This is a genomic window from Ferviditalea candida (genome assembly GCF_035282765.1).
Taxonomy (GTDB): Bacteria; Bacillota; Bacilli; order Paenibacillales; family KCTC-25726; genus Ferviditalea; species Ferviditalea candida.
The window spans coordinates 167,763-179,718 of the sequence record NZ_JAYJLD010000001.1; the positions used below are offsets into that span (position 1 = coordinate 167,763).

At 50.8% G+C, this 11,956-nt stretch carries 15 protein-coding genes; 3 read left to right on the forward strand and 12 right to left on the reverse strand.

All coding sequences use genetic code 11. The annotated features are described in order from the left end of the window. Window positions 1–51 precede the first annotated feature (51 nt). Window positions 52–258 (reverse strand): helix-turn-helix domain-containing protein, encoded by a 207-nt coding sequence (locus VF724_RS00830; protein WP_371752309.1) that lies wholly within the window; start codon window positions 256–258, stop codon window positions 52–54. A gap of 206 nt (window positions 259–464) precedes the next feature. On the opposite strand from VF724_RS00830, the gene VF724_RS00835 reads away from it, so the two are divergent. After that, a complete protein-coding gene (locus VF724_RS00835; RefSeq protein ID WP_371752310.1) occupies window positions 465–842 on the forward strand; it encodes a helix-turn-helix domain-containing protein in 378 nt (125 codons plus the stop codon). Between the two features lie 47 nt (window positions 843–889). Here the strand turns inward: VF724_RS00835 and VF724_RS00840 are convergent, their stop codons facing one another. The 5 genes from VF724_RS00840 to VF724_RS00860 all read right to left on the reverse strand — a co-directional run bounded on the left by VF724_RS00840 (window position 890) and on the right by VF724_RS00860 (window position 4,153). After that, a complete protein-coding gene (locus tag VF724_RS00840) occupies window positions 890–1,531 on the reverse strand; it encodes an L-fuculose-phosphate aldolase (RefSeq protein WP_371752311.1) in 642 nt (213 codons plus the stop codon). Window positions 1,532–1,548: 17 nt separating this feature from the next. Continuing rightward, entirely contained in the window at window positions 1,549–2,283 is a 735-nt protein-coding gene (queC, locus tag VF724_RS00845; protein WP_371752463.1) for a 7-cyano-7-deazaguanine synthase QueC, read from the reverse strand. A 124-nt stretch (window positions 2,284–2,407) separates the two neighbouring features. Beyond that, entirely contained in the window at window positions 2,408–3,091 is a 684-nt protein-coding gene (locus VF724_RS00850; RefSeq protein WP_371752312.1) for a 7-carboxy-7-deazaguanine synthase QueE, read from the reverse strand. Further along, the gene (queD, locus tag VF724_RS00855; protein WP_371752313.1) at window positions 3,092–3,562 is read right to left on the reverse strand and encodes a 6-carboxytetrahydropterin synthase QueD; all 471 of its coding nucleotides are present in this window, start codon (window positions 3,560–3,562) and stop codon (window positions 3,092–3,094) included. A 315-nt stretch (window positions 3,563–3,877) separates the two neighbouring features. After that, entirely contained in the window at window positions 3,878–4,153 is a 276-nt protein-coding gene (locus VF724_RS00860; RefSeq protein WP_371752314.1) for a hypothetical protein, read from the reverse strand. Window positions 4,154–4,430: 277 nt separating this feature from the next. On the opposite strand from VF724_RS00860, the gene VF724_RS00865 reads away from it, so the two are divergent. Then, on the forward strand, window positions 4,431–5,450 hold the full coding sequence (locus VF724_RS00865; RefSeq protein ID WP_371752315.1) for a LysM peptidoglycan-binding domain-containing protein: 1,020 nt from the start codon (window positions 4,431–4,433) through the stop codon (window positions 5,448–5,450). Between the two features lie 142 nt (window positions 5,451–5,592). On the opposite strand, the gene VF724_RS00870 is transcribed toward VF724_RS00865, so the two are convergent. The 4 genes from VF724_RS00870 to VF724_RS00885 form a co-directional block, all read right to left on the reverse strand. Further along, window positions 5,593–6,651, reverse strand: coding sequence for a hypothetical protein (locus VF724_RS00870; protein WP_371752316.1), 1,059 nt, complete (start codon window positions 6,649–6,651; stop codon window positions 5,593–5,595). A 97-nt stretch (window positions 6,652–6,748) separates the two neighbouring features. Next, window positions 6,749–7,558 (reverse strand): Cof-type HAD-IIB family hydrolase, encoded by an 810-nt coding sequence (locus VF724_RS00875; protein WP_371752317.1) that lies wholly within the window; start codon window positions 7,556–7,558, stop codon window positions 6,749–6,751. Continuing rightward, entirely contained in the window at window positions 7,521–8,300 is a 780-nt protein-coding gene (locus tag VF724_RS00880; RefSeq protein ID WP_371752318.1) for a pseudouridine synthase, read from the reverse strand. Before VF724_RS00880 ends, VF724_RS00875 begins: the two co-directional genes overlap by 38 nt. Beyond that, on the reverse strand, window positions 8,297–9,781 hold the full coding sequence (locus VF724_RS00885) for an RsmF rRNA methyltransferase first C-terminal domain-containing protein (RefSeq protein WP_371752319.1): 1,485 nt from the start codon (window positions 9,779–9,781) through the stop codon (window positions 8,297–8,299). Before VF724_RS00885 ends, VF724_RS00880 begins: the two co-directional genes overlap by 4 nt. Window positions 9,782–9,959: 178 nt before the next feature. On the opposite strand from VF724_RS00885, the gene VF724_RS00890 reads away from it, so the two are divergent. Next, window positions 9,960–10,517, forward strand: coding sequence for a thioredoxin family protein (locus VF724_RS00890; protein WP_371752320.1), 558 nt, complete (start codon window positions 9,960–9,962; stop codon window positions 10,515–10,517). Window positions 10,518–10,620: 103 nt separating this feature from the next. Here the strand turns inward: VF724_RS00890 and VF724_RS00895 are convergent, their stop codons facing one another. Both VF724_RS00895 and yjbM read right to left on the reverse strand, forming a co-directional pair. Then, window positions 10,621–11,124, reverse strand: coding sequence for a DUF309 domain-containing protein (locus VF724_RS00895; protein ID WP_371752321.1), 504 nt, complete (start codon window positions 11,122–11,124; stop codon window positions 10,621–10,623). A 15-nt stretch (window positions 11,125–11,139) separates the two neighbouring features. Then, window positions 11,140–11,943, reverse strand: a complete 804-nt coding sequence (yjbM, locus tag VF724_RS00900) for a GTP diphosphokinase (RefSeq protein ID WP_371752322.1) — start codon at window positions 11,941–11,943, stop codon at window positions 11,140–11,142. Between the last annotated feature and the right edge of the window lie 13 nt (window positions 11,944–11,956).

The window sequence follows — 11,956 nt, forward strand, 5'->3', positions numbered from 1 at the left end:
CGGTTTCCTTCTTTGTGCAGGTTCCAAGCAACGCTTATTTTTGAACAACGTTTATTCGATGATAAACAATTCCTCCACATTCTTATCCAAAATTTCACTCACTTTTTTGGCTGCTTTCGGTCCGATGGATTTATTGCCTCTCTCGATAAGACTGATATATCCGTGACTCAAGCCGGATTGCCTGGCCAGCTCTCGTTGAGACAATCCTTTCAAGATCCGCGATTTTGTAAAAATGTCTCTGTTGGCGACAATTCTCATTCCATTCCACGCTCCCGTTCCCGCGTTGTTCCCGTCTTGTTCCCATTATATCGGATATAATTTACATCCGCAACATAAATTGTTTGCTATTGTAAAAATAGATCGATTTGTTCACCTTTCCTTTCCTTGATTTTACTTTTGTAATCATGATAGTATAAAATTGTTCACTAACGTTTACTTGTGGACGGGATGGGATGGGATGAAGGATGGCGTTTTACAGCGATTTGCGCAATTTACGAAAAAGCAAAGGCTTTACCATCCGTGAAGTCGCCAATCGTTCGGGCGTTTCAACGGCCTATATCTCGCAGTTGGAGAACGGCAACCGGGGAATTCCTTCCCCTGAAATCCTGATGAGGCTGTCCGACGGGTTGAATATTTCCTATACGGACCTGATGGCCATGGCTGGATATCTGAAGGACCCGTCCGAGCCTTATGACGTTCAGCGGCATCCGCTCAATCTGCGCCGGCTGCTGCGAGAGAATGATTTGAGCTTTGACGGAAGACTGCTGACCCCAGAGGATAAGGAATGGGTTGAACGCATGTTGACCGTCCTTTTCTGGAAAGACAGCAGGCATAAAGATTGAAGGAACAAAAAACGCCTGACGTCGTCCTTTGATATAAAACCACATATTCATTTTTGTCCGTACGTCGTAAATTTTTCAATCAAAACTTCCATTTCCTCATCCGGCAGAATGACAGGATCCCCTATACACTTGGCGCGATAATAAATTTCCGCACTGTATTCGATTTCCTCAGCCACATTAAACGCATTATGCAAATCCTTCGCTCCGACCAGCAGGCCATGATTGGCCAGCAGCACCGCTTTTCTTTCCCGCATGGCTTCAAAAGCGTTGACCGCCAATTCCTTGGTTCCGAAGGTCGCATATTTCGCGCATCTGACGTTCTTGCCCGCATAAGCAACCAAATAGGATGCCGCAGGCAAATCCCAATTCAGCGCCGCAATGGTGGATGCAAAGGGAGAATGGGTATGCACCATGGCATGGATGTCGTCTCTTTGCCTATAAAAGATGCTGTGCATTTCAAGCTCGCTGGAGGGTTTTCTGCTTCCCTCAATGAGATTTCCGTTTAGATCCATGATGACGATATCTTCTGGCTTCGTCTTATCATAATCCAGTCCGCTTGGGGTTATCGCCATGAGGTTTTCCGTCCGATTGAAGATGCTGATGTTTCCTCCGGTGCCTTTTGTCAAACCGCTGCCGATCAGCTTTTTCCCGTATTCTGTTATGAGCTCCCTTTCCTGAAACAATAACATGCTTCCGTCCCCTCTCCTTACCTCCGATAACGGATCGGGTCCGGCACGCCCGCTTCGGCAAAGCCCTTGAGCCGCAGCCGGCAGCTGTCGCACTCGCCGCAAGCTTCCTCCCAGCCGTTGTAGCATGACGTCGTCAGTTCATACGGGACACCCATGCGCAAGCCCTCACGGATAATCTCCGCTTTGCTCAATTCAATGAGCGGCGTCTCGATGGCAATCGTCTGTCCTTCCGCTCCGGCCTTCGTTGCGAGCCGAATCACTTTTCCCATAGCCTCAATGAATTCCGGACGGCAGTCGGGATAACCGCTGTAATCCAATGCGTTCACACCGATGTAAATCGCTTCCGCTCCGCTGACTTCCGCATAGGAGGCGGCAATGGACAGAAACAGCAAATTTCTGCCCGGCACATAGGTAACCGGAATTTCGGCTTGCCCTCCCTGCTCGACGCCGGTATCTAACGGAACCTCGATCGAGTCGTCGGTAAGCGCACTGCCTCCGAATTCCCGCAAAAACCCGAGAGAAACCACCTTATGATCCTCCGCTTTTACTCCGTAGAATTCAGCAACCTGACGAGCATTTTCTATTTCCATGCGGTGACGCTGGCCGTAATCGAACGTGATGGGATAAAGCTCATACCCTTTTTCCTTCGCATACCCCATGCAGGTCGTGCTGTCCAAGCCGCCGCTCAGAATCACGACCGCTTTTTTTCGGTTCCCTTTCGCAGGCTCCCGCCCATCTTCTGTTGGTTTCATGTCTTCTTTCAGTCGCGCGACTTCTTTGTGTTCCAAGTCTCTCGTGACTCCTCTCCTTTTGCTGATGTTTGCACCTTTATTCAACCGCCAACCGCTGTTCGCGCCACATCAGCTCGAGCCACTTTCACACGCCCCTGGCCGAGGGATCCCAGATCAGCTTATGCAGCTGCAAATTCAATCTGACCCCCGACAAGCCGTACTCCAGCATCAAATCCACCAATTTTGCAGGGGGCATCGTTTCCCAAACCGGACCGAACAGAGGAACGGCCTTTACATCATTTGCCGCCAAAAGCTCTCTAGCAGCATGGAAGTCAGCTTCGCCGGCAATGACGAACTTCAGCTCATCGGAAGCTCTCAGCAGTCTCAAATTGTCCATCGCCATACGTTCCGTTTCACCTGATCCAGGAAGCTTGAAATCCATCACATACCTGACTTTAGGCGAAACGATCCGGTCAAGAAATGGAGCGAGATCAATGGCGCCGTTCGTTTCCACATGAATATCTTCCAGTTGCTCCAAACCGGACAGGGCCTGCAGCAGCTGAAGGGAAGACTCCCCGTACATCAACGGCTCGCCGCCTGTCAGACAAAGATGGGTAGACTTATAGGAACGAACGCTCTCCAGAATTTCCCGGACCGTCATCACTTTCTCGGCCTTGCCGGGCGGATAGCTGTATGGCGTATCGCACCAGACGCAGCGCAAATTGCAACCGAAAAGACGGACGAAAATGGTCGGGAACCCTGCACGGGTTCCTTCCCCTTCCACCGTCTCGTAAATTTCCACTATGGGAATTCGCAAGGCTTCGTTCATTCAATCGGCCTCCATCAATTCTCTGGTCACGGCCGCAAAGCTGGTGGGCGTTTCCCATAGGCGCACTTCCTGAAGTTTGATGGCCGGGTACAAGTTTTCCTCCATAAGGGCCTGATGAATTTGCTCATAAATCCAAACCACCATGTTCTCCGCGGTCGTATTCATCGGCGGAAGCACTTCGTTCAAATAATGATGGTCCAGCCGGTCTATCACGCGTTCTTTGGCAATTCTCTTGATATCTCCGAAATCTATGGATATTCCCCTGTAATCCATTTTGCCCAGCATGGTGACCACCAATTTGTATGTATGCCCGTGAAGGCTTTTGCACTTGCCCTCGTAGCAGTGAAGGTGATGGGCGCTGTCAAACGTGAATTCCTTGGAGACCAAAACGGCTTTGTCATGATATTTCAACTGATGCTCTTGAATGTTTTCTCCCAAAACCTGCATCTTTCCAGGGATTTCAAAGCTCATGGCGCACCTCTATCTTGAAAATTCACTTCCACTAAAAAATAATTCAATTTGAATTCTTCGAGGACGCGTCGCGTGCCATTTTCATCACCTGCTGGTGCCATGAAAATGGCATAGGACGTCTATCCTCGTTCGTTCTACGTTTCATTATATCATGTCTCTTTCGCCTGCAACAACCGATCAGGATTGTAAAAAATGGTCAACGGAGCCCGTCCGGTCAAAAACGTTTCATGGAAGAAAGGTGTTGATTTGGCTTCGAGGCGTATCTCGGGTCGATTTTGAGGCGATTTTGAGGCGATTTTGAGGCGGATCCCCGGGTTAATTGTCTCCGAATTTGCGAAGGTAAGCCGGTTCGGACAAATTCCCGCGAATTTCGCGGATGCGGTCGTTCTCCTTGATCAACTGGCTTTCCAGTCCGGCGATCAAACGATCCAGCTCTTCTTTTACCTCTTCGGAAACTTCAACTTCCTCAAGAGATTTGGCGACATAAAGAAGACACTTCATGGCATCCCCCATCAAATGGCGCTTGTTTCCCGAATGAATCACTTCCGAAAGAAAAACGATATGTCCCAGCTCCTGAGAGAACAGCTTCACGGGTATCACCCTCTAGCATGACTTTCCCTTATTATCACCTTTACAGTCGAATTATGAAAGGATTTTTTTGCGAAAAACAATCATTTTTCCAAATATTTCGCGTTGTTTCGCCATTTTGCCTGCATTTATACTAAATTTATACATAGACGTTCATGCCATTTTCATGGCGCCAACGGATGATGAAAATGGCACGTTGAAGCGTCCCCGAAGAATCCACTATGAATTGTCTTTTGGCGTCTCGGGTCATGTATAAATCTGAAGCTAGGGAGGATTCTTCATGAAGGTCGACAAAAGTTCCTGGAGCTTCTTCAGCCGCTCCAAAAAAACAAATGATGTCCGCAAGTTTCCCATCGGCGCCTTCAGCCTTGGCGCTCGAAAGCTGGGCGGCCTGTTGATCGCTGTAGCGCTTTTGCTGCAGCTCGGCGCTGAGCCCGTGCTGGCGGAAGCTCCGTCAAGCCTTATGGGCCAAAGGCTGATTGACTCGGGACAAAAATACATAGGAACTCCATATCAGTTCGGGGCCAATCCCGATCAAACCGCCACCTTCGACTGCTCTTCCTTCACCCGCAGAGTGTTCCTGGAAAACGGCATGACGCTGCCCCGGACAAGCTCGGACCAGTATCAGCTTGGAACCGCTGTCAACCTGGATCAGGCGCAAATCGGCGATCTGTTGTTTTTTCAGAATCCCGCGAATCCGGGCGTTGCTGATCATGTCGGCATTTATCAGGGGAATCTGATCATGTTGAACGCCACCGTTTCCAAGGGGGTCAAATCGACGGATATTTCTACCGACTATTGGATGTCGAGACTGATCGGCGTAAAAAGAGTCTTACCCAAGATGGTGCAAGTCCGGTACGGAGACACACTGTGGAAAATCAGCATCGCGAACAATGTCAGCATCTCGCAGCTGATGAATTGGAATAAGCTTGCACCGGATTTCCTCGTTCCCGGTCAGCTTCTGTTCATTTCCAATCCCGATTTGACGGCAAAATCCGGCTCGAATCCGGGGAAAATCCATATTGTCCAGCCCGGAGATCTATTGTGGAAAATTGCCTTGACCTACAATGTCACCGTTGACAATCTGCGGACGTGGAACCAATTGACAGGGGATATGATATATCCCGGTCAGGCCCTCTACCTTCAGGCGCCGAGCGAGCCATACACGGTACAACCCGGTGATACACTGTGGTTGATTTCCCAAAAGAAGGGCGTTTCTGTGGCGAAAATCAAAGAAGCCGCTCATTTATCGAGCGACTTCATTTATCCGGGCCAAATCCTGCCGATTCCGCTGATCTAAGCGTGTTGAAAACGTGAACACGCTCATACTGCTTTCGACATCTTCTCCACAGCAAAAAATGCCCTTGTCGAACGGACAGAACTCCTCTTTTCCGCAAAACAAGGGCATGCAATCAAGTTTTATTCGTGACTCCGCTCCATCATCAGTGAAGGTGCTCCGATTCAAAAAAGATTTCATCGATCGGCTCATTATTGTAGAGCATCGTCAGGTTCATGGAATCGCAATCGCGTTCTTTATCCACCTCGCGCAGCACCAGGGCGGCAATGGCTTCCCGGTCGTCTCCGCTGCCGGGCTCGTGGAAATCAATGAAGCCCGTCACTTTGCGGGAGGAAATATCCACCGTCGCCGTGCCGATCGGCAATCCCCCCAAGGACTGTCTGTAAATGTCGTAGGTCAGTGTATCCCCGTCATCCCGGGTCATCACAACAGTGTAATCCTCATCGTCGGAAATTTCGTCCTCTTCATGCTCGTCCAAAAATTCTTCGATCAGATCGTCCCTGGCCAAGTCCACCGACTCGATCAGGTCGTCACCAATTTTCATGTCGATGGAGAACGTTTCAATCCGATTTTCATCGAAATCGGATACGATCAGGTCCATCACCGCTTCGATCTCATCCTCCGTCGGATCGAACACCCAGTTCACTTCCCCGACTACGTCCTTGCCGTAAATATTCATGAACGCTTCGGCAACCCACGCTTTGTCGTCATCATAAATATGATACTCCACCCGATTCCGGCTTTCACCGACAATCACCAGCTCATAAACGACTGTCCTTTGACCTTTGCGCATATCCATGATCTCGATGTCATCCGGATCGACATCGACGATTTTGGGACGGTCCAATACATCGTGTTCCAAAATGTCCGTATCAACGGCTTCATTATTTGTCCATTTGCGGAACGCGTCTTCCTGCTTGGCAAAGGAAAAAATCCGTTCATAGTCGCTGTAAGTCAAGACAACATCACTTTCCTTGACATTTAGGGCGTTGGCCAGAGAATTGACGTAGTTCTCCGCAAACCGGATCAGCCTTTCTTTGCTTTTGCCGGACAGATTCCTCTTCTCCAGCTGAATCGATCCCGTCATCCGTTCATTTTCACGATAGACCAACGAAACGGTACCGACGAATCTGCCACTCAGCATCATATCGCTCACTTCACCACCGGCTGTTCTCAAATCAGGCCTCATCGTGATTTTTTCCATTTGAGCGCTCCCTTCGTTTTTTGACTCGACCGGATTATCGGCCCTAAATATGGACCCTTTACATAGCCTATCCTATCCGGGAACGCTCATACATGCTTCAGGCCTGTGAATACATATATCGTACAATCGCCTGATGGACGCCGTCGTGATTATTGGAAGCGGTGACGGCATCGGCCCTGGATTTGACTTCTTCCGGCGAGTTTTGCATGGCGATGCCCAGACCGGCATACTCGAGCATCTCCAGATCGTTGAAATAATTGCCGATGGCCATGATCGATTCGCGCGGAATCCCCCACATCCCGGCCAATTTCCGCAAAGCCGCTCCTTTGGTCGCCTCCGGCTCCATGAAATCGATGAAAAAGTCGCCGCTTCGCGTCATCCGCAATGCTTTTCCGGAACCGGCCCAATCTTTTTCCGCCTGATCCATCACGGACGGCTCTCCGAACATCGTCAATTTAACAGCCGGTTCAGGCAACTCTTCGATCGCGGGCAGCACGATGGGACTGTTCAAATACTTCGCATACATCTCTTTCTCAAATGCCCCCAAGCGCTCGACGAATAAATGAAAGGCCGAATTGACGTCGAAATGCATCCCGCGTTCTCTGCAGTATCCGACCAATGGAGCCAAATGATCCGTCGGAATGGTAATGATGGACAATACTTTATCGATTGTCCCGTCAATCGTCACGGCTCCGTTATGGGTAATCGCCGTGCCGCTGACCCCAAGCTGTTCCAGAAGCGGCAGCGTGTTTTTCGGTCCCCTCCCCGTGCAGAGCACAATCCTGCAGCCCTCCGCGTGAATTTGCGCAATCGTCCTCCGGGTGTTTTCGGTAATTTCATAGTGGTCGTTCAGCAGCGTACCGTCCACATCAAGGGCGATCATCCTGTATTTCAATGCGCTTCCCATTCTCCCACTCCTTGAGCATGTTGATCTCTGTTTCCGTCAATTCTCTGTATTCTCCGGGCGACAGGCGGTCGTCCAGCAATAAACCGCCCATAGATATCCGCTTCAAAAAGACGACCTGCATGCCGACCGCTTGAAACATCCGCTTGACTTGATGGAATTTGCCTTCCGCTATCGTCAGCTCGATTTCTGAAACAAATGACTCTTGCTCTCCTCCTTGAACAGACAGGATGCGAAGTTCGGCGGGCATGGTTTCATAACCGTCATCCAGCACCACGCCCTGCCGGAAGGATGCCGCTTCCCGATCCGTGACCTTGCCGAGCACTTTGGCATAATAAGTTTTGGGAACATGCCTTCGCGGGGACAGCAGCATGTGCGCAAGCTTGCCGTCGTTGGTCAGCAGCAGCAGACCTTCAGTGTCCTTGTCCAATCTGCCCACCGGAAACGCGTTAAAAGCCGCGTATCGTTCGTCCAGCAAATCGATCACCGTCGAGTCCCGCAGATCCTCTGTCGCCGAAACCACGCCCTGCGGCTTGTTCAGCATGATATAAATAAATTCGCGAAAATACACCGTTTCATCGCGGACCCGGATTTCATCCATCAGCGGATTCACCTGCATGCCGCTGTCGCCGGCGGTTTTCCCGTTGACATGAATGGAGCCGGCGCGAACCAGTTTTTTAATTTCGCTGCGCGTTCCATAGCCCAGATGAACCAGAATCTTGTCCAAACGCTGCGTCTTCTTCACCAAATCCACCTCCAGCCCGGCGGATACTCGTTTTTCAGCAAGCCGTCGATCCATTTGCCCCAACCTAACGGATACCCGTCCACACAAACCAGGCAGTAGCCCTTAGCGCTCACACCGGTATCCCGCACGGCAATCTCATCCTTCTCCAGCTGCAGCGTTTCGCCCTTTAGATAACGAACCACTTCAAGCGAGTCTGCGGTGAAAGATACGGACCGCACAGCTTCTTGCGCCCTCAGTCCCATAGCCAATGCCTGCGACGGCTCGAACCGGTTTTTCTTGATATTGCCGATGTACCAGCCGGGGCGGGCCACTTTCAGGCCGGACAGGTCCGGCAGCCCTGCAGCCGCCAAATAGGCAAAGTCGCCAAAGAACACCAGCTTGCCCGGAAGATCGGGAAAACCCATCTCCGCAAAAAAACGCGAAATGATGTCCTCACGTTCCGTTTCCGTTTGGGCAGGTTTTTTCCCTCCATTGCCCCTGCCGCTTGTCCTTTCCCTTCCCGAGGCGGGATCAGCTTCGATTCCCAGCCCTTCCCCTTTATGCTGCAGGACGGCCACAAAATGACCTTCTCCCTCAATACAATGCGGCCAAAGCCTGGCCGTTCCTTTGACGGCCTCCGCGGCGCGCCCGCTGAAGCCTTCGATGCCCTGCCTGCTCTCCATGATCCATTCCGGTCTTCCTTGGGCAAAACCCCAGGCATCGGGGATCGGGACGACCTCAAAATGCGGATGGCGATCGAGGAAATCGGCAATCCGCGCTTCATTCTCTTCCGGCGCGAAGGTGCAGGTCGAATAGACCATTCTGCCGCCCGGCGCAAGCAGTACGGCGGCCGCGTCAAGAATGTCCTTCTGCAGCACGACGCAGGTCTGCACCGATTCCGGCGACCAGCTCCGGATCATGTCCTCGTCCTTGCGAAACATGCCTTCTCCCGAGCAGGGCGCGTCAATCAGAATTTTGTCGAAATATCCGCCGAAGACACGGCCCAGCGCATTCGGCGTTTCATTCAAGACAGCGGCGTTCCGCACGCCGAACAGTTCGATGTTTTTGACCAGCGCTTTGACCCGGTCCGCCGAATTGTCATTGGAAACAAGAACGCCCTGCCCCTGAAGCTTTGCGGCAATTTGCGTCGATTTGCCCCCCGGGGCCGCGCATACATCCAACACCCGATCGCCCGGCCGGACGTCCAGCAGTTCGACGGGCGACATCGCACTGGGCTCCTGGATATAGTAAAGACCCGCATAATAATAAGGATGCTTGCCAGGACGCTCCTCCCCGTTGTAATAAAACCCCTCCCTGCACCAGGGAATGGGGGACAGCCGGAACGGAGACAGCTCGAGGAATTCCCCGACCGGCGCTTTTAACGTGTTCACCCTCAGCCCGTAATACCGCTCCTTCTCATAGGAGGCCAAAAAAGGCTCAAACTCTTCCCCGAGCATATGCTGCATTCTTTTCTCAAACGCTTCCGGCAATTTGACCGTCATTTCCGTTCACTCTTTCCGTCAGTCAGTATCATTTTTAACTTTCATAGATTTCGATTATAATGGAAGGGTGGACGTCCCACTCCATTTTCATGGCACCCAACAGGTGATGAAAATGGCGATGCGTCTTTTTAGCGGGAGTGTATTTTCAAGATAAGTCCAAACTTAAAAGAGGTGTGGAATGAAAAAACTGCTGATTTATCTTTCCGTCATTGTCGTATTATTCGCTGTTCTGTTCGTTCTCAATCGGACATCCACGACGACGGCGGACAACGCGGACAACGTGTATGGCATCAAAGCCTCCAAACTGCACCCCGAAACAAGGGAGCAGTTGGACAATCCCAATTACCAGAATATCATTTTACCCGAACAATTAAAAACGGAACTCGGCAAAAAAGGCGGTTTGTTCGTGTATTTCTTCAGCCCCACCTGTCCGCACTGCAAACTGACGACACCGGTTTTGATGCCAATCGCCAAAGAAATGAATGTGGACGTAAAGCAGTTCAACCTGCTGGAATTTCCAGAAGGCTGGCAGGAATACAACATCGAGTACACACCGACTCTGGTCTACTATAAAGACGGAAAAGAAATCAAACGCACGCAAATCGTGGACGGCAAACAAGTGGATCTCCTCAGCCGGATGGAGGGGGGAGTCGAGGAACACCCGGGAGACGGCGGATACACCGAGCAGGATTTCCGCGACTTTTTCAACAAATACAAGAATCAATCAAACAAATGACTATGACAATTAATTTTTAACATTGGATCCTTCCGTCATTGCAAAGATATGAACCGAAAAGCCCGGTGAATGCCGGGCTTTTCCCTAAAATAGGGCAACAAATTTAGACATCTTCCTCCTTGAGCGGAGGATTCCGCTTCAAGCTTTCCACTTTCTCCATAAGCGAAGGATCAACGATCCGGATATCTAAATCGTAATAGTCAAAGGGCGCTTCGGCATACCGCCGAAGTTTGGCCAAATAATTTCGGCTGTCCGCCAGCAGCGCCTCCATATCGATGCCCGGCCCGTCGGATTCGAACGGGCCCAGCTTCTCCAGAGCGTTGGTGAACAGTTTCACCGCGCCGTTCACATTGCCGTTGCGGAAGTGGTACAAGCCGACCGCCACCTGCAGCAAGCCCTGATACAGCGGGTTCCTCCCCTCCTGCATCCACAGCTCCTCCAGCACCTCATGACACTCGAAATAATCCCGGGCTACGTTAAAATAGTATAAATACTCAATATATAAACGGTCGTAAGACATGAGAATCTTCAAATCCTTTCCGTGCGTTTCCGCCGCAGCAGGTCGTACGGTTTCCCCGCTGTTCATCATCCCGGCAGGGTTGTGCAATTTCCCCGCTGTTCATCACCGCGCCGCGTTCTGCTTTGCCCGATTCAGCGCATCCTGAATATCCGCCGACAGCTGCTTCAGCCCCCAGACATCCTGATGCTCCCAGCGCTCGTTGAATATCAGTTGAAACTGCGCGGCTTCCCTGACTTTATGATAGAAATACAATTCCTGAATACCGTTGAGGATCACACCGACCAGATTGGCGTGATCTTCAAACAGCTGCTGGGACTCGACGATTTCCTGGCGGATGCTCGACATTTCCTCATCCAGCTTGAAGGCCGCTTCCGCAGCCTTTTGCAGCCGCTCTTTGACGGGCTGGGGCAGATCCGATTTGTATTTGTAGTTCAGCGAATGCTCAATGGTCGCCCAGAAATTCATCGCCAGCGTGCGGATTTGAATTTCCGCCAGCACGTTCTTCATGCCCAGCGCGGTTTGCACCGGATACTCAATGATCACATGATAGCTGCGATAGCCGCTTTCTTTTTTATTTGTAATGTAGTCTTTCTCGTATACAATGTTAAAATCTTTTCGTTCGCGAATTAACTCCACCACCCGATGAATATCTTCGACAAACTGGCACATGATGCGAATGCCCGCGATATCCTCGATGCCTTTTTCGATTTGATCCATTGAAACCTGCAAACGGTTGGCCTTCTCCAATATGCTTGAAGTGCGTTTGACCCTGCCGGTCACAAACTCAATGGGGGAAAAAACTTCCCTTTTTTTCAATTCCGCACGCAGCGTCTTGAATTTGACCTTCAATTCCTCCACCGCTTGTTCATACGGAAACAAAAACATTCCCCAATCTCTGGTGTCCACAGGCGTTCCCTCC